Annotated in this window: 17 protein-coding genes; 3 read left to right on the top strand and 14 right to left on the bottom strand. The window is 67.8% G+C overall.

The annotated features are described in order from the left end of the window. Positions 1-26: 26 nt before the first annotated feature. Positions 27-1,220, bottom strand: a complete 1,194-nt coding sequence (locus tag OG300_RS11185; RefSeq protein ID WP_405494856.1) for a helix-turn-helix domain-containing protein — start codon at positions 1,218-1,220, stop codon at positions 27-29. Between the two features lie 215 nt (positions 1,221-1,435). Here OG300_RS11185 and OG300_RS11180 point away from each other — a divergent pair, with 215 nt between their 5' ends. After that, entirely contained in the window at positions 1,436-1,771 is a 336-nt protein-coding gene (locus tag OG300_RS11180; RefSeq protein WP_405494854.1) for a hypothetical protein, read from the top strand. A gap of 185 nt (positions 1,772-1,956) precedes the next feature. On the opposite strand, the gene OG300_RS11175 is transcribed toward OG300_RS11180, so the two are convergent. Together OG300_RS11175 and OG300_RS11170 are read right to left on the bottom strand one after the other, a co-directional pair. Then, a complete protein-coding gene (locus tag OG300_RS11175; RefSeq protein ID WP_405494852.1) occupies positions 1,957-3,000 on the bottom strand; it encodes an alpha/beta hydrolase in 1,044 nt (347 codons plus the stop codon). Positions 3,001-3,065: 65 nt separating this feature from the next. Continuing rightward, positions 3,066-4,010, bottom strand: a complete 945-nt coding sequence (locus tag OG300_RS11170) for a LysR family transcriptional regulator (RefSeq protein WP_405494850.1) — start codon at positions 4,008-4,010, stop codon at positions 3,066-3,068. Positions 4,011-4,152: 142 nt separating this feature from the next. Between OG300_RS11170 and OG300_RS11165 the strand changes: the two genes are divergently transcribed. Beyond that, a complete protein-coding gene (locus tag OG300_RS11165; protein WP_405494848.1) occupies positions 4,153-4,596 on the top strand; it encodes a hypothetical protein in 444 nt (147 codons plus the stop codon). Between the two features lie 10 nt (positions 4,597-4,606). Here OG300_RS11165 and OG300_RS11160 read toward each other — a convergent pair whose 3' ends face one another. From OG300_RS11160 to OG300_RS11135, 6 genes are read right to left on the bottom strand one after another with little or no spacing between them, the layout of a single operon-like run. After that, positions 4,607-6,226: a DHA2 family efflux MFS transporter permease subunit gene (locus OG300_RS11160; RefSeq protein ID WP_405494846.1), complete on the bottom strand. Its 1,620-nt coding sequence runs from the start codon at positions 6,224-6,226 to the stop codon at positions 4,607-4,609. Between the two features lie 32 nt (positions 6,227-6,258). Further along, positions 6,259-7,362 (bottom strand): cytochrome P450, encoded by a 1,104-nt coding sequence (locus tag OG300_RS11155; RefSeq protein WP_405494844.1) that lies wholly within the window; start codon positions 7,360-7,362, stop codon positions 6,259-6,261. Continuing rightward, positions 7,359-8,624 carry a condensation domain-containing protein gene (locus OG300_RS11150; protein WP_405494842.1) on the bottom strand — a complete coding sequence of 422 codons (1,266 nt, stop codon included), beginning with the start codon at positions 8,622-8,624 and terminating at the stop codon, positions 7,359-7,361. Before OG300_RS11150 ends, OG300_RS11155 begins: the two co-directional genes overlap by 4 nt. Positions 8,625-8,652: 28 nt before the next feature. Next, complete coding sequence (locus OG300_RS11145) at positions 8,653-9,858, bottom strand: GNAT family N-acetyltransferase (RefSeq protein ID WP_405494840.1); 1,206 nt, start codon at positions 9,856-9,858, stop codon at positions 8,653-8,655. Then, the gene (locus OG300_RS11140; protein ID WP_405494838.1) at positions 9,855-11,138 is read right to left on the bottom strand and encodes a DegT/DnrJ/EryC1/StrS family aminotransferase; all 1,284 of its coding nucleotides are present in this window, start codon (positions 11,136-11,138) and stop codon (positions 9,855-9,857) included. The genes OG300_RS11145 and OG300_RS11140 overlap by 4 nt, the downstream gene beginning before the upstream one ends. 4 nt (positions 11,139-11,142) lie before the next feature. After that, positions 11,143-12,315 carry a 2-deoxy-scyllo-inosose synthase gene (locus OG300_RS11135; RefSeq protein ID WP_405494836.1) on the bottom strand — a complete coding sequence of 391 codons (1,173 nt, stop codon included), beginning with the start codon at positions 12,313-12,315 and terminating at the stop codon, positions 11,143-11,145. 297 nt (positions 12,316-12,612) lie between these two features. Here OG300_RS11135 and OG300_RS11130 point away from each other — a divergent pair, with 297 nt between their 5' ends. Then, positions 12,613-13,392, top strand: coding sequence for a helix-turn-helix domain-containing protein (locus OG300_RS11130; protein ID WP_405494834.1), 780 nt, complete (start codon positions 12,613-12,615; stop codon positions 13,390-13,392). Here OG300_RS11130 and OG300_RS11125 read toward each other — a convergent pair whose 3' ends face one another. The 5 genes from OG300_RS11125 to OG300_RS11105 all read right to left on the bottom strand — a co-directional run bounded on the left by OG300_RS11125 (position 13,393) and on the right by OG300_RS11105 (position 17,136). Next, the gene (locus OG300_RS11125) at positions 13,393-14,184 is read right to left on the bottom strand and encodes an alpha/beta fold hydrolase (RefSeq protein ID WP_405494832.1); all 792 of its coding nucleotides are present in this window, start codon (positions 14,182-14,184) and stop codon (positions 13,393-13,395) included. It lies immediately after the preceding gene. A 94-nt stretch (positions 14,185-14,278) separates the two neighbouring features. Next, positions 14,279-14,875, bottom strand: coding sequence for a GTP-binding protein (locus tag OG300_RS11120; RefSeq protein WP_405494830.1), 597 nt, complete (start codon positions 14,873-14,875; stop codon positions 14,279-14,281). Further along, a complete protein-coding gene (locus tag OG300_RS11115) occupies positions 14,850-15,197 on the bottom strand; it encodes a DUF742 domain-containing protein (protein WP_405494828.1) in 348 nt (115 codons plus the stop codon). The genes OG300_RS11120 and OG300_RS11115 overlap by 26 nt, the downstream gene beginning before the upstream one ends. Further along, positions 15,197-15,631, bottom strand: a complete 435-nt coding sequence (locus OG300_RS11110) for a roadblock/LC7 domain-containing protein (protein ID WP_405494826.1) — start codon at positions 15,629-15,631, stop codon at positions 15,197-15,199. Before OG300_RS11110 ends, OG300_RS11115 begins: the two co-directional genes overlap by 1 nt. Further along, positions 15,628-17,136 (bottom strand): sensor histidine kinase, encoded by a 1,509-nt coding sequence (locus OG300_RS11105; RefSeq protein WP_405494824.1) that lies wholly within the window; start codon positions 17,134-17,136, stop codon positions 15,628-15,630. Before OG300_RS11105 ends, OG300_RS11110 begins: the two co-directional genes overlap by 4 nt. Positions 17,137-17,496 lie beyond the last annotated feature (360 nt).

Below are 17,496 nucleotides of genomic sequence, written 5' to 3'. Positions count from 1 at the left end.
CTGGGGTACGAGTCGGTCCGAGTGCCCTACGAATTCACGCCCACCCGCTGGGCGAGATCACGTAGGGAGGTCCGCCGGTCGTGGTCGAGCAGCTCGGCAATCACGGTGCGCAACAGGGTCTGATACTTCGCCCACTCCGAACCTCCGACCCGCTCGGCGGTCAGCAGCATGTCCAGTGCCTTTTGGTGCTGGCCGGTTCTGGCGAGTGCCTGCGCTTGATCGACAAGGTGGCGAGCCTGCGCAACGGGTTTCAGACCGGCGCCGTGGTTGGGCATGGTCTTCGCGACTTGGATTGCCTCCGAGTACTTCTCGGCCGATATGTTGATATCCACCGTTTGCATGACGACTTGGCTTGGCCCGAAGTCGGTTTCATAGTCCTTGCGATCCCGGCCGAGACGGGTGGCGGTCTCCCTCGCCTCCCGCGCGAGTGAAATCGCTTCTCCAGTGTGCTGGTTCCTACCGGCTGCCGTTGCACCCTGGAGCAGTAGTGCGCCGTAGACCGACAGGTGTGCGGGTGGGACATCCCCGGCAGGCTCTACGGTGGCCGCGGCCTTGAGGGCGACGCCGCGTGCCTCTTCGAAGCGGCCTTGTACCAGCAGTTGCCAGCCGACCGAGCCTCGGAGCGTCGCGGCGAGGAGCGGATCATTGCCACGTTCGGCCGCCTGCAATGCCTCGCGGATGGCGATGAAAGCCGGGTCGGTCTGCCCGAAATGTACGAGCGTGCACCCGGTCACCCACATCATTCGGGCGAGTTGTTCGTTTACCGGCGCGATGTCCTGGCTCTGGGCGGCGTGCGCGGCGGCGCGCAGTTGGGCGATCCCGGACGGCAGGATGGATGCCAGCACCCCGTATCGCCCGGACCAGTAAGCGCCCCAGGCGTATTCGACTGCGCGGGTAGCCTCCAACAGGCTCACGGGTTCTTGCCCAGCGACGGAGTCGAGCAGGTCATCCACGGTCGTGAGCGCACGCCGGATCGCGACCACACCCGCGTCTGGATCAGGCGACGGCAAGCCGTGCCGTTTACCCAGCAGGTCGGCTATATCCACATCGAGTGCCCGGGCGATCTTGTGGAGGCTTGCGATCGAAGCGCCTGTGCGACTCCCCTGTTCCAACTTTCGGATCAGGTCGACGCTGACTTCGGCCCGCTCAGCCAGGCGTCGCTGCGACAGCGTAGAGCCTCTGAGTTCGCGGATACGTTCGCCGATCGAGGCGTCTTTCATGGGAATAGGGCCCTTCGCGGAAGTCGAGTTCGGCCCCTTCGAGCGTACCGAGTACAGCGCGCGGCAGTAGGACACATTGTCCTACCGATAGCGGACTGAACGGCAATAACGTTCGCTTCGTGGCCAATTGCCACGGGCGACCTCGGCGAGCTGTCCGGTCCACAACCCTGCACGCCGGGGAGTCGTTTCACACGATCGCGTCTACTGGGGAGCTGGTGACATTGGGGCTGCTGCCATCCGCGGTTGGGTTCCTGCGCAGCGACATATCGGGAACTCGCCGGGAACACGACGAGCGGCAGATCGAGCGCACGGCCCGATTGAAGGGCTATGACCTGCGCAAGACAGTCGTGTTCAGCGAGAACACAATTCGAAAGAATTACCGGCTACGTATCGCGCTCTCCCGAGCGGGTGTAGACACCGTAATCGTGCCCAGCCTCGAGCATTTCGACGGTCAGGTACCGGCAGAGGTAGTCGCCGTTGCCGACATTGTCACGATCTCGCCAGAGAATACGTACGCCCGCACCGGTGACCCGAGCGAGGCCGCGCAATGACGGTCGAGGGTCTTCTTGCACTGCTGGGCGGGGAACTGCCGGCCGGGTGGCTGCAATATGCGGATGGGTCGTGGTGTCCGGTCGGGCGGGATGGGCGGGTCGGGATGCCGATCACGGTTGGTGAGTTGCTCGGGATGCGGGCTCTCGACGTCGATGAGTTGGAGGCGGTGGAGGGAGTGAGCGGGCTACTGGGGTAGGCCTAGGCCGGATGCCAGCTGGGGCCAGGAGGCGTAGAAGGCGTCTCGCCAGTAGCCCCAGGAGTGGGTGCCGGAGGGTTGCATGTCGAAGGTGGCGGGGATTTGCAGGTCGTTGAGGCGGTTTTGGAGGTTGTGGGTGCAGTAGTTGACGGCGGCTTCGATGATGCCGCCTACCAGCAGCTGGTTGGCGAGACCGGGCTGGGTGGGGTTCATCATGTACGGGTCGCCGATGTGGTCGTGCGGGCCGGGCATGCCGCTGCCGGTGGAGATGAAAAGGTTGGTGCCACGGAGCTTTTCGGCGTTGACCACCGGGTCGTTGGCGGTCCAGGCGGGGTCGTTGTCGTCGCCGTACATGTTGCGGACGTCGCCGCCGCCGTAGGTTTCCACGACCAGTTTGGTGAAGCGTTTGCCGATCGGGTCGGAGATTTGCGCGCAGCCGCTGTAACCGGCGACGGCGGAGTAGAAGCCGGGGTTGGCTTCGGCCAGTTGCAGGACGGCGGTGGCGGTCATGGAGTTGGCAGCGATCGCGCGAATTCCGTTGGTGCCCAACGCCGGATCGACCAGCGCGGGAAGCTCGTCGAGCAGGAAGGTGCGCCATTTGTTGAGGCCGAGTTCGGGGTCTTCGCGCTGCCAGTCGGTGTAGTAGGCGAACGCGCCGCCGATCGGCATCACCACGTTGACGTCTTGTCCGGCGAGGAAGTCGCCGACGTCGGTGTTGTGCCACCAGGTGGCCATGTCGTTGCCGCCGCCCGCGCCGTTGAGCAGGTAGAGCCCGGGGCGCGGCTGCGAGGCGTCCTTGGGGCGTTGCACGCGAACGGTGATGTCCTTGTCCATCGCCACCGAATGGACCTGCAGGGTGATGTTGCGGCCGTCGATGGTGCCCGAGACCAGTTTCGAACCGTCGGGGGCGACCGGGTCGGCGGTCAGCTTCTTGGAGTCGATGATCGGATCACCGGTCTCGGCCTGACCGTTGCCGGCACCCATCGCGACGGCCGAAACCGCAAGTACGGCACCGGAAACCAGCACCGACATCCCACGCCTGAGAGAATGGCGTCTCAACCCGAACTCCTTGGTCCATCGCAGTAGCGCACCGGACACTACTGCAATCTGGACATTTGATCGATAGGTTGGCCGACCAGTGCGCTCGCGGTGGCGGCCAGGTCCCTGATCAGGTCGGTCTCCGCGGATCGCCGCCAGGTCAGCGCCCATCGGGCGAGCGGGACGTCGGGCATGGGGATGTAGGTGACGTCCGGCCTGGAGTAATAGCGGGCGGCATGGGCGTGCACGGGGGTGATGGCCTTGCCTGCCGCCACGAGCAGGATCAGGTCCTGGAAGTTGGCGGCGTGCGCCGTACGGGAGATAGGGCGACCACTGGGGGCGAAGAACGGGACCGCGGCGGCCGTCCAGTAGTCGGGAGGCAGGTTGGCCGGATCGGACGGGGGCACTCCGAAGACGCCGTAGTCGGCCAAGTCCTCGTAGGAGGCCGACTCACGCTGTGCGAGTGGATGATCCGCACCGACGAGCAGCATGAACGGTTCCGAATAGAGGGTCGGGCCGACCACCAGATCGGGTTCCTCGATGGGCAGCCAGCTCACCAGCACGTCCAGCTCGTCGTCGCGGAGCGCACCGAACGGGTTGCCGAAGTGGACGTGCTCGATATGCACGGTGCAATCGGGATGGCGGACCTGGAAGGCGTTCAGCACGGGGCGGACATCGTCGAGGTTGCTGCTGGTGATTCCCAGCCGCAGCACACCCGCGTCGCCGTAGTGCGCGGCGCGGGCCGCCCGGCCGAAGCTGGCTCGCAGGTCGCGATAGTTGGTTTGCAGATCGTCGCGCAGCCGAAGCCCGATCGGCGTCAATGTCACTGTGCGACTGGAGCGTTCGAACAGCTTCGCGCCGATGCGGCGTTCCAGTTTCCCGATCACCTGACTGACCCGGGCTTGCGACAGGTGCAACCGCTCGGCCGTCCGGCCGAAATGCAATTCGGCGGACAACATCAAAAAGATCTCGATGTCGCGCAGATCCAGATCGCGCAGGTCCATGCGGTTTTCCTATCAATCACGGTGGCTTATCGCATCATACGCAGTTCGCCGTTGATCAATTTTCGCCGTGAACCGAGGCTGAAAAGAACCGACAACTCGAACAGTGGGCAGTCCACCGCCCTCCCTATCGAAAGTGATACCGATGCCGACGATTCCGTGGACAACGGTCGCCCCGCCCACCACCCCCGAGGTCCAGTGCATGGCCTCCCGCCTCGAGGTCAGATCGCTGCTCGATGCCCCCGGCTTCCTCATCGCCTCGCTGACGCTGTGGCGGCAGGCCCGTCGCTCCCCCGGCGCGCTGGGCGTGGCACTGAAAGCCGAGATGCTGAAGGGCACGTTCTGGACCTACTCCGCATGGGAGGACAAGGCGGCGATCTACGCCTATGCGGGTGCGGAGCCGCACCGCTCGACGGTCGCGCGCAAGCGAAAAGTCATGCGGGAGGCCACCTTCGTGTTCTTCACCGCGCCCGCGAACGAGCCGCCACTGTCCTGGACCGAGATCGGCCGCCGAATCGCTGAGCAACGCGATGCGGCGAACTCGCCCGAGAACAACGCGACGCGGCAACCGGTCCCCGGCATCGCCTGAGCCCGCACGCTCACGCGGGCTGGGTGCCGAGGAATCCGCTGGGCTCCTTCTCCTCGACGATGATCGCTTCCGCCTCGTGCACGGCTTCCTTGCGTGCCACCAGACCCGATACCTCCGCGAGCGGGATATGCGGGATCAGCAGGGCGACGACGAACGCGATCGCAAGGCCCGGAAGCAGATACGCGAAGACCGGGACCAGGGCGTCGGCATACGATCCGACGATCGCGTCCCGCAGCGGGCCGGGCAGGTGGCTGACCACGGCGGGCGGCAGGGCGGCGGGGTTGAGCCGGGTGGCCGCGACCTCGCGGGGGTGGGAGGTGAACGCGTCGGTGAGGTTGCCGGTCAGGCGGTGGGTGAAGATCGAGCCGAAGATGGCCACGCCCAGTGCGCCGCCCATTTCCCGGAAGTAGTTGTTGGCACTGGTCGCGGTGCCGACATCGGTTGAGGGGACGGCGTTCTGCACGAGCATCACCAGCAACTGCATGACCAGACCCAAGCCCAGGCCGACCACGAACAGCATGGCCGAGACCACCCAAGCGGGGGTGTGCGCGTCCAGGCGGGTCATCCAGATCATGCCCGCCGCGATGACCGCGACACCCAGTGGCGGATAGAGCCGGTAGCTGCCGGTGCGGGTGACCACGCCCAGTGAGGTCGACACGGTCAGGAACATGCCGATGGTCATCGGTATGGACAGCAGCCCGGAGGTGGAGGCCGATACCCCGGTCGCCATCTGCAGGAAGGTGGGCACGAACGCGACCGAGGCGAACATGATGAGGCCCATGATGAATCCGAGCAGCGTGGTGGTGGTGAAGGTGCGGTTGCGGAACAGCCGCAGCGGCAACATCGGTTCCGCCGCACGGGATTCCACGCGCACGAAGATCACGACCACCGCTACGAAGGCGATCATCATGGCGGCGATCACCGGTGAACTCCAGCCGTAGCGTTTGCCACCCCAGTCGCTGACCAGGATCAGCAGGGTGGTGCCCATCGTCATCAGGGCGGCACCGGAGTAGTCGGGTCGCACCGTGGGGCGTTTGCTGGGCAGCGTCAGGTAGCGGGTGGCAATTGCCAAGGCCACCAGGCCGATCGGGAGATTGATCCAGAAGCACCAGCGCCACCCGATGTGGTCGGCGAACACACCGCCCAGGATCGGGCCGCCTACCGCGGTGAGGCCGTAGATGGCCCCCATCGGTGCACCGTATTTGCCGAGATCCTTGGCGGGCACCACGTCTGCCATGGTGGCCTGGGCCAGGATCAGCAGCCCACCGCCGCCCACGCCCTGCAAGGCGCGGAAGACGATGAACTCCCAGAAGCCGGTCGAGACCGCAGCGCCCAGGGACGCGAGGGTGAAGATCGTGATGGCGAACAGGAAAAGGTGGCGGCGGCCGAACAGGTCACCGAACTTGCCGTACACGGGCATGACGATGGTGGTCGCCAGCAGGTAGGCGGTGGTGGTCCAGGCCATGTGCGGGACGCCGCCGAGCTGGCCGACGATGGTGGGCATGGCCGCGCCGGTGATCATCTGATCGAGGCTGGCCAGAAACAGGCCGGCGCTGAGCGCGGTGAATATCAGCCAGATGCGGCGGCCGGTCATGACGAGCGGCGCGGCGACGGGGGTGGCGAGTGCCATAGCTAGTGAATCCTCTTGTCGTTCGGGGTGTTTCACCACTGCACGGGCAGCGCGGTGAGGCCGCCGGTGAAGATGTCGTCGCGTTCGGTGAGGGCCGAGGAGTCGACGGCGAGGGTCATGGTCGGGAAGCGGGCGACCAGTTGCGCGAAGGCGACCTGCAATTCGATGCGGGCCAGCGGCGCGCCCAGGCAGTAGCGGGGGCCGTAGCCGAACAGGAAGTGCGGGGCTTCCTGGCGGGTGATGTCGAGGCGGCCGGGATCGGTGAACCGGGACGGGTCGTGGTTGGCCGAGGCGATACCCAGCAGCACCAGGTCGCCCTCGGTGATCTCGGCGCCTTCGACGGTGAGGTCGGCGCGGGCGTAGCGCGGCAGGCTGCTGGCGTCGCAGGCGCGCAGCAGTTCCTCGGCGGCATCGGCGACCAGATCCGGATTGCGGTGCAGCAGTTGCCATTGCGACGGGTTCTCGAGCAGCATGCGCACGCCGACGCCGATCTGCACCGCGGAGGTCTCGTGCCCGGCGAACAGCAGCACCATGGCGTGGGTGGCGATCTCGTCGTCGGTGGCGTCGGCGACCGCGCACAGTCGTGACACGACGTCGTCGCCGGGGCTGTTGCGCTTGTCGCGCACCAGTTTCTGGCAGTACTCGAACAGTTCGGCCACGCCCTGTTCGACCTTCGCACGGTCGGTGACATGGCCGACCGCGTCGACCCAGTCACGGAACTGGTCGCGGTCGGCGTAGGGCACGCCGAGCAGTTCGCAGATCACCAGCAGCGGTAGCGGAAGAGCGAGTGCGGCTTGCAGATCCGCGGGTGAACCCTGTTCGGCCATGTCGTCGAGCAGGCGCGCGGTGATGGTCTCGACGCGAGGACGCAACTCCCGCATCCGTTTCGGGGAGAAGTGCGGTTGCAGCAGGGCACGCATGCGCGCGTGGTCCTCGAGTTCGGTGTCGAAGTTGCCGATCGGGCCGCCGGAGAACGCCGACTCCCCCAGCCGCGCCGCGGTGTCGGGAGTGCGGTGCGCGCGGCCCAGGCGCGGGTCGCTGAACAGGTCGCGCACCAGGGTGTAGCCGGTGGCCAGCCAGGCGGGATCGCCGGTCGCGGTGGTGATCCGGGTGACCGGGCAGGTGGTTTCGGTCATGACAGTTCCACGCTTTCCAGGATCGAAAGCCACTGGGTGACAATCTCGTTCACGCGCTTCTCGCCGAGGCCACCGCGCGGGGAATGCACCGAATAGTGCACCTTGCGGACGCCGTCCTCGCGGTAGCCGCCCAGCAGCATGCTCAGGTCGAAGACGGTCATGCGGGCCAGTTCGCGCGACCGCGAGCCGGGGACGTAGCCGCCGATGTCGCCGACGAAGTTGAAGTAGTACTTCGGGTGGTTGAAGGTGAGGAACTGTTCGGCCAGGTCGGCGTTGTACCAGCGCAGCAGGGTGAAATCCTCGGGGCTGGCGGGATATTCGGTGATGGCGTGGTGCAGGCGCTGCGCGTGCGAACCCGGGACGGCCGCCAGCAGCCACGGGTAGTCGTCGGAGAGCCAGCCGACGGTCCGCCCGAGGTCGGTGCCGGGTCGCAGACGGGCGTAGCGGCCGTGCTTCTGCACCTGGATCGGACGCGGCACACCCAGCACGTCTTCGACGGCCAATCCCAAGGCCACCAGCATGATTCGCGTGTGGGTGGCGTCGTAGGCGGCGGGTAGCTCGTCGAAGAGCCGCGCGGAGAGCTCCCCGTCGATCACGCCGTCGAGGTAGACCGGGTCCGGGCTGTCTGGCCGATCCGGTGAATAGGGTTCGCTGTCGCTGGTCGAGAGCCAGTAGTCGGCCTCGCCCGTCCGGGTCTTGGAATGTTCGGTGAGGAAGGTGGCCCACTCCGAGCAGGTGGTGGATTCGGGCAGCAGCTCGATCGGCGCGCCGGACTCCCACTGCTGCACGTAGGTGGCCATATCGCCCCACAGGATCCACAGCGCCACCGCGTCGCAGGCCACGTGATGCACCGTGAGCAGCAAGATGTTTCCACCGGCCACGCGGGTGAACAGGGTCGCGGAGATGATGCGGCCCGACGGCGGGTCGAGGCGGGCATTGGCGGCCACGGTCTCGCGTTCGATGAGCGCGCCGATCTCGGTGGCGGGCACGTCCTCGATGTCGACGGTCCGGAAGTCGATCGCCGGTTCCTCGATGTCGGAGGGCGGCAGGATCTCCCAGCTGGCGTCCATGCCGTAGCCGTAGCGGCCGCGCAGGGTCTCGTGGTTGTCGGCCAGCGCGATCAGCATGTCGCGCACCCGGTCCGGGGGCATGGCGTTCGGGGTCGGGAAGGGCATGGTGACCCCGAGGATCGACGGATTCGGGTCCCACATCAGGAACCGTTTGGCGGCGGCGGGCAGGTGCCCGGCGCGATGGGTGGTCATAGCGGATTCCTCGAACAAGGCGGAGCGGTCAGAAAGGGGTGGTGTTGAACGGTTTTCGGCGCGGGGCGAACGCGAGGTCCAGGGCGGCGGCCGCGCCGGCGGTGAATTCCTCCACCCGCCCGGCACGTTCGAGTTCGCCGATGCCGTGCGCGCCGAAGTAGGCGGTCGTCAGCTCCAGCGGGCCGATGCGGACATCCGGCGACGCGTCCGGCAGCGGCTGCCAGCGACCCTGACCGCCGGAGATCTCGAGGCCGTAGGTGCCGGTGCTCAGACCCCACGGGTCGGCGACCTCCACCACCCCGTGGAAGTCGGCACGGAATTCGCGCACCCCGATCGCCTTGGGCAGATCGAGAATCCACGCCCACACCCCGGCGTCGACACCCGTCACGGTGGCGGTGCGGGCATCCTCGAGCAGCAGCGGGGTCGGATCGTCGAGGGCGGTGTCCATCCGGATCTCGTCGTACTCGCCCTGCCCGAGCAGACAGCGCAGCAATTCGCGGTGCGCGGCGACGGTCAGCGCGCAGAAGTCCTTGACCTGCACCGACTTTCCCGCTAGTTCGAAGACGACGTAACCGTCGGGATGGACGATGATGAACGCGTCCGCGCCGACCGAGCTCGCCCACCAGTGTTCGCTGCGCGCCAGCGCGCCCGGTGTCGCCTGCTGCCAGCGAGCGTAGATGCGCCGCAGCTGCGGCACCGCGTCGCGGAAGCGAGCCTCGCGCACCGAACCCGAATTCGCCTGGAAGCTGCGCAGTGCCGAGCGCGCCCGGTCGATGCGCAGGTGACGGGTGTAGCTGGTCACGCCGACATAGGAGTAGCTGCCGCCGGGGCCGGGCATGGCGGCCAGCACGTCCGCGCCCGTCTCCATGGCGATGGCCATCAACTCGGCCTGCACCTTGGCGTAGATGCCGAGCTTCTGATGGGTGGTCGCGACCATGCCCTGGGCGCAGGCGGCCACCTCGAGTTGCGCGCCGCCGGGCGCGGTGACGCTGGTGCGAATGATGGCCGCCGTGCCGACGATTCGCGGATCGGCGGCGTCCGCGACGTCCTCGACGACGGCGATGTCCTCGAGGCGGAACTGGCGTTTCCACGCCTCGAAGTCGTGGGTGGCGACACCGCCGAAGGCGCGGGCGTAGCGGTCGCGCAGCGACTCCCAGTCCGAGTCGAGGGCGCGGCGGGTGCGGATGCCGTCGATGGTGCGACTTTCCCAGTCCGCCATCAGTTCCGAGGTCATGCGGGGCCTTCCGTGGGCAGGGATCGGGCATGGAAGCGCACCTTGTCCAGGGCGGTGAGGATGTCGTCGACCTCGCGACGCTCGCCGAGCAGGACGCTGTGGTGCATGAGCAGGGTGTGTGCGCGGTAGTGGGCGGCACCCGGGTACGGGCGGTCCGCGGCACGGGTCGCGGCGGCGGCCCATTCGCGCGCGAAACGAGGTTTGGTCTGCGGGCGCAGCAGCACGCTGCGATGCAGTGGGGTCCGGGGTGGATACACCTTCGTGCCGAGTTCTGCCGTCAAGGCGGTGGCGACCTGTTCGACGGGGGCCGCACCGAAAGTCCCCGGGGAGAAACGGATTCCGTACTCGTAGATGCCGCGTCGGTCCACAGGTGCGGGGACGGGAATCGGGGCCAGGCCCGTGATGCCGGGCAGTCCCGCTTCGAGTTCCTTGACGCGGGCCTCGCGGCGCGTGTGCTGGTCATCGAGGCGTGGCAGCTGATCGAGCAGGATCGCGGCGGTCAGTTCGGACATGCAGTAGTTCGCGCCCATCACGGTGCCGTATTCGACGAGCTCATACGCTCCCGGCTCGGGCGCTTGCGGGGTGTAGCCGCGAGAGTCGGCGCGCAGCATCAGCATTCGCTCGTAGAGCTCGCGGTTGCCGGTGATGGCCGCGCCCGCTTCGCCCGCGGCGAGGGCCTTGGCGGCTCCGAGGCTGAACACCCCGATATCCCCGAAGGTTCCGACAGCTCGTCCGGCCCATCGGGTGCCGTGCGCCTGCGAGCAGTCCTCGATCACGGCGAGTCCGGCCGCGTCGGCCACCGCCGTGATCTCGTCGATACGCGCTGCGGTACAGGCCAGATGGACGACGATGACGGCCCTGGTCTGCGGCCCGGTGGCCGCGCGCAGCTGCTCGGCGGTCAGGCAGCCGGTCACGGGATCCACGTCGACCAGCACCGGGCGCGCGCCCACCCGCAGCACCGCCGTGGCCGGCGCCACCCAGGTCATGACGGGCACGATGACCTCGTCACCCGGGCCGATGCCCAGGGCCTCGAGCGCGATCACCAGCGCCGAGGACCCGTGATCGACGCTGACGCCGTAGGCCGCGTCGTGGTAGCGGGCGAAGGCCTCACCGAAGAGTCGTTCGCGTGATTTGCCGCCGCGCGGGCTGTACCAGCTCACCGACCAGCGCGAAGAGCGCAGTGCGGCAAGCAGTTTCGCCTCGGTGCGCTCGTCGTACTGCGGCCAGCCCGGCCACTCGCGCCCGCCGCGTACCGCCGTTCCGCCGTGTATCGCCAGCATGTCGTCACCCGACTTCGGCGGTGGCGGCGATGACGTCGAGCGCCGCGCGAATCTCGGTCAGCGACACCGCCGTCAGCGGCAGGTCCCCCGTCCTCTCCGGTCGGCCCAGGGCGCGCAGCAGCACGAACGGGATGGAGTCGGGCCGCACGGGCAGATAGCCGCGCTTGTTGTCGTCGGCCACCACCGCGAGCACGTCCTCGACGCTCACCGCGGCGGGCAGCGCGGGCTCGACACCCAGGCCGGTGGTCAGCTCGTAGTGGATGCCGACCTCGTCGTCGGAGAGCCAGCCGCGGGCATGCGAGATGTGCGCGGCCACCAGCATTCCCACCGCAATCGCCGCGCCGTGCGAGATCCCCGCCGTCCCGCGCACCCGATGATCGCTGATCTCGATGGCGTGGCCGACGGTGTGCCCGTATTCCAGCACCAATCCGGTACCGCGTTCGAAGGTGTCCTCGCGCGTCACCGAGGATTTCGCCGCGATGCTGGCGTCCAGCAGCCACAGCAGTGAATCCGGCGCGGCAGAAAGACCTTTCGCGACCAGCTCCCGCATTGCTGTCAGGGTGCTCGGATCGATCGCCAGGCAGTTCTTCGCCATTTCGCACAGGCCCGAACGCAATTCACGCTCGGGCAGGGTCGCGAACAACCGGACGTCGGTGAATACCGCGACCGGCGCGTAGTAGGTGCCCAGGTGGTTCTTGCCCACTCCGCTGTTGATCGCCTGCTTGAGTGAGAGCACCGAATCCATGGCGGCGATGGTGGTGGTCGGGATGTGAACCAGCCGTACTCCCCGGAACAGCAGGTTCGCCATCAGCCCCGCCAGGTTTCCGGGCACGCCGCCGCCGAAGGACACCACCACCGAGCGGCGCGTGATGCCCGCGCGCAGTGCGCTTTCCAGATGCGCGGACAGACACGTGAGGGTCTTCATCGATTCACCCGGCGAATGGCTCAGCGTGATCGACGGTATTCCGCCCGCAAGACGGGATATTTCGGGGCTGTACCGATTGCGCACGGTGTCGTCGGTGACGAACACCAGGGTGTCGGGGTCGAGTGCCGCTATCGCGGCGGCGATCTCGGTGAGGCAGTCCTCGCCGAAATGGTAGGGGAAGGATTGTTCACCGATCACGACGGTGCGCGATCGTAGTGCCGTGCTTTCGCGCGACAGTGAATTACTGACCATTTCCGGTGTCGCTCCTCATGGTTCGCCGATATTTCCCCCCGCGATTCCCCCGACCGGCCTCGACGCCGCCCCTCGTATGGCAAATATCGAGGTCGAATCGGACATTGGCAACCGCTGGGATACCCCAGTGAGAACCACGACCGCGACCAGGTACCCCTGGGCGAGTGCGGGTTTCGCGCCGGTACCACCGGCAGGGGTACCGGCGCGGCGGAGCACCCCGGCTCGGCGTTCGGGCGTACGCCGCCGCCAGCGGCGACCTAGGGTGGACGACGACGATCTTGCTCGAGGGGAATGCGGTTGGCTGACTACGACTTCGGTCCGTTCGACGACCTGCGCGCGCCCACGCTGGCCGATTTCGTCCGCGAGCGGCGGGCCCGGGCCACCACCCGCTTCCCGGCCGGCCTGACCCGCAAGCAGCTGGCCGAGGCCACCCACGCCAGCCTCGGCTATATCGCCAAGATCGAACAGGGCGAGGCGCTCACGCCCGGCACGGCCATCCTGGATTCACTGGCCTGCGTGCTGGAACTCGATGTGGCGGAACGCATTCACCTCTACCACCTGGCGCAGCAGCGGACAGCCAGCTCGAACCCGCGCCCGCTGCGCCACGGCGACTCCGCCGCCGACGCCGTGCGCACCACCCTGGACGCACTGTTGCCGAATCTGGCGGCCGCCCTCGACGACGGCTGGCACATCGTGGCCTGCAACAGCGCCTTCGACGAGGCGCTGCCGGGGCTGCTGCGCAAGGGGCACGTGCTGCGCTGGATGTTCACCGATCCGCGAGCGCGCATCGTCGTCGAGGAGTGGGAGATCGAGGCGCGACTGATGGTCGGCCGCTTCCGCGCCTACGCGGCCGGAGCCCACGACCGCGACGAGATCGACGAGCTGCTGCGCGAACTCGGCGAGCAGGCCGACTTCCGGCGACTGTGGGGCGATGGGCATGTGCACATCGGCCGGGCCACTCCCACCTTCACGCTGCGAAATCCCCGTACCGCAGCGGTTTTCGAGGTCGCGGTGCAGCGCTATCGCAGTACCGCGCCCGGGCCCGCGCATCAGCTGTTCATCGGCCTGCTGGGGTGATCACCCCGGTAGGCCGCCCAGGAACGCGTCGAACAGCGCGTTCACCTCGTCGGGGTGAGTCAGGTTCGGGGTCAGGGCGGCTCCGGCGATGGTGTGCACGGTGGTCGGCTGACCGAACGCCGCGGCCAGCTCGGCGACCTCCTCGGCGGTGTTGGTCTGATCGCCCATCCCGCGAATCACCAAGGCGGGACAGCGGATATCGCCGAGCAGCTCGAGCACCGAATCGCGATTCATCAGGCATTCGGTGGCCAGGCGCACGCGGCGGCGTTCATTGACGGCCCATTTGGCGCGCCAGGGCTCCTGATCGGTCTGCGTCGCGCCGATCATCAGCGAGGACACCATCTTGATGGTCGGCGCCAGCGGCGTGTCACCGGTCCAGGCGTCGAACACTTCCCGATAGCCGACCTTGCGCTGCGGGGTCATGGCCGTACCGCTGGAACCGAACACGATCACGCCGGAGACCCGGGGTTGCGCCAGTAGCGCCATGCGCACCGCGGTGAACGCGCCGTGCGCGACCCCGCCCACCACCACCCGCTCCAGGCCGAGTTCGTCGAGCACCGCCCAGGCGTCGCGGGCCAGATCCCAGTAGCTGAACGGTGTTTCGTCGTCCTCGGTGCCGCCGTGCCCGCGCGCGTCGATCGCGATGATGCGATATCTCGGCGCGAAGGCCTCGACCTGTGGTGCGAACATCTCGTGGTCCATGAACAAGCTGTGGCTCAGTACCACCGCCGGTCCCCCGCCGCCCGAATCCGAGTAGTGGATCTTCACAGCCCCCCGGCTGACAAACGGCATTCAGAAACTCTCTCGCTTCACCTGCTGGATCGCCAACCGTACAACAGATCCGAGCAGGCAACGCGCCGTTCATCTTCGCGGACAACGGATTTCGCTACGAACCCGGCTCCAGCAGATACTCCACCAGCGTGATCAACGAGTTCAGGCAGGGCTCCCGATCGCGGGCATCCAACCGCAGCAGCGGGGTCCCGACATCGAGATCGAGGGCGTCGCGCACCTCGTCGAGCGGATGCTGGGGCGCGCCCTCGAAGTCGTTGACGGCCACCGCGTAGCGCACGCCGCGCTCCTCCAGAATCGACAGCGACTCATCGGCGCGTTCCAGCCGCCGGGTATCCACCAGCACCAGCGCACCCAGCGCGCCGACCGCCAGGTCCTCCCAGATCGGCACGAAGCGACGCTGGCCCGGGGTACCGAACAGGTACAGGGCCAGTCGCGGATTGAGGGTGATCCGGCCGAAGTCCATGGCGACCGTGGTGGTGGTCTTGCCCGGCAGCCCGGCCATATCGTCGACGCCGACACTGGCCTCGGTAATCGTCTCCTCGGTGCGCAGCGGCCGGATCTCCGACACACTGCCCACGAACGTGGTCTTTCCAACGCCGAAATTCCCCGCTACCAGCAACTTCACGGTGCGGGTCACGGTCTGCGGCATATAGTCGACGACGCGCTCAGGCGGAGAGAGCGCGGAGTCCATCGAGTACCTCCTCCAAGAGGGATCGTCCCGGCAGGGCTTCCACCGGGGCGGGTATGACCAGATGTCCGCTGTCGAGCAGATCCGACACCAGGATCTTCACCACCGACGGCGGCAGATCCAGATAGGCGGCGAGCTCGGCCAGCGTGAGCACGCCGCGGCGGGTCAACTGCAGGATCCGCCGCGCGTCCGCGGACGCGCCGGGGGCCGGATCAGCCGCGGAGACAACGAGACTCACCAGGTCCAGGGTCCGTGTCGCACGCGATCGGCCACCGGTGCGCACATACGCCCGGACCAGATCGGGGTCGCGCCGCGGCCGGCTCATCAGCGGGGCGAGTCCGCCCGCGTCCTCGACATACTGCCGAGTTCTCGGCCGACGCGGACCGCTAGCTCGTTCATCCGGTGCGCGACCAGGCTGACGTCCACGTCCTGGGTGGTGGAGACGCCCAGCAGCGCGCCCGCACCCGCGGCGGTGATGAAGATCATCCCGTCGGAGTACTCGGTCATGTTCTGGCGCACCGCGTTTCCGGTGGAGCCGCCGCAGAATTCGGCGAGGGCCTTACCCAGCGCGCGCAGGCCGGACGCGGCCGCCGCGAAGCGTTCCGCGTCGTCGATGCTCACGCCGGCGGTGTGGGCGATGCGCAGGCCGTCCTCGGACAGCAGCACCGCGAAACGGACACCGGGGGCTTCGAGATCATCGAGCAGCCAGGCCAGCCGGTTGTTGTCGCTGACTGCCGTCGCGGGTGTCCCGGTCGTCACGATGTCATCCCTTCGGAGTGCTCGAACGCGGCCGCACGACCGCGCTGGGAGCCGCTGTACCAGGCAGCGGCGATATCGGGTCGCGCGGAACCGGAATCCGGTGCGACCGAGCGTACGGCGGCCGATCCGGCCGTCGCGGACCGGCGCCGCCGCTTGGGCAGGCCACCGGCAGTGAGATCGTGCATCGAATCCACCACCGCTACCGGCTCTTTCGGCTCGGGGGCCGCGGCCACCGGCACCGGTACCGGGCGGGCCACGGGCATGGTGAGGGTCGCGGGTGCGACCGGTGCGAGCAGGGTGTCCGGGATGAACACCATGGCGCGCATGCCGCCGTACATGTTCGGCCCGTCGACGTAGACGGCGAACCCGTAGCGACGTGCCAGCGCGGCCACACCCGGGAAACCCACGCGCGGCGAGGGACCCAGCTGATGGATGTCCACCACCTGGTCGCCGGAGAGGATGCGGCGGGTCTCGTCGAGCTGCTCGGCGTTCATGCGGACACCGGCATCGTCGATGATCACGGTGACCCCGTGGTGACCCTCTTGAAAGCCGATGTCCACGAACGACGTCGGCGGCGAGTAGCGCAGCGCGTTGTCCAGCAGCGTCGCCACCGTGTGCACCAGCGGCTCGACCACGCGGCTGACCACGGTGCGATCCAATTCGGTGGCGCGCACCCGGGTGTAATCGCGCACACGACCGGTCGCGCCGCCCACCACATCGGTCAGGGTCTGCTGTGGCCAGCGACGACCCGGCAGACCACCGCAGACGATCACGTAGGACTGCGCCTGACGGATCATCTGCTGCACGGAATGGTCGATGCGGGTGAGGGTTTCGAACATCTCGTCGTTGCGGTGCAGCCGCAGCGCGCCACTGAGCACCTGACTGACGTCGGCGCCCAGGCTGACCACCGACGCGCCGAAGGCGCGCACCGCGGCCGAGGTGGCCTCGCGGGCGGAGTCCTCGACCTGCGCCCGCGCGGCGTCGGCGGCCTCGGCCGCGGTCAGCTGCGCGTCGGCGCGGGTCTGCGCGAGGGTCGCCTCGGCCTGGCTGCGGGCCAGCTGAGTGGCGGATTCGGCGTGCGCGACGGCCTGCTGCGCGGCCACCTCGACCTGCTGCACCGCGAGCTTGGTGGCCTCGTCGGCTTCGCGCTGCACCCGTTCCCGGGTCTGCGCCGCGACCAACTGCAACTCCTCGGCACAGCGGGCGGTCCACTGCCACACCAGTTCCGCGATCCGGGTCTGTTCGAGCACCACCGGCAGATCGACGGTCGGGTTGTCGGGGTCACTGCGGCGCACGGCCGCACCGATCGCGGGGACGATGGTGTCACTCAGGTTGGACACCATCGTCTCGACGGCCGCGTCACGCTCGGTCTGCTCGCGCTCGAGCACCGCGATCCGATCGCGCCCGAGGCGCGCGGATCGCCAGAAATACACCGCGGCTCCGAGAGCGAGCAGGAGCGCGGCAGCGAGAATCCAGGAGAGCAGTACGGCGTTGTCTTGATTCATCAATTCTCTTGTCGTCCGGCCGATCCTGAAATCGGCGTGGCCACCATAGCAGAACCCTCTGTCTCCCCGTACCTTTCGGTATCTCCGAGCAAACTCACTCCGGACCCGGTGCAGCTCAGCGCATTTCGCCCGTGCCTTGCGCGACGAAATCCTCGCTACGACAGGGCCCGGCCGATCCGGGCCGCCCGCACCAGTGCCGCACGACGTCCGCGTCCGCGTGGACGGTCGGCCGGCTTGGACACGTGACCACAACCGGCGGCGACCGCCGCTCGCTACCCCTCCGCGATCGCCCTCGGCAGCTAACTCGCCGCGCGTCGCTTGACCTTGCCGTAGCGGCAACTTCTACCGTCGAAGAGGTGG

This window comes from Nocardia sp. NBC_00511 (assembly GCF_045161165.1).
Lineage (GTDB): Bacteria > Actinomycetota > Actinomycetes > Mycobacteriales > Mycobacteriaceae > Nocardia.
Note: the sequence above shows the minus strand (reverse complement) of the source record. Positions and strands in the feature narration are given on the sequence as shown.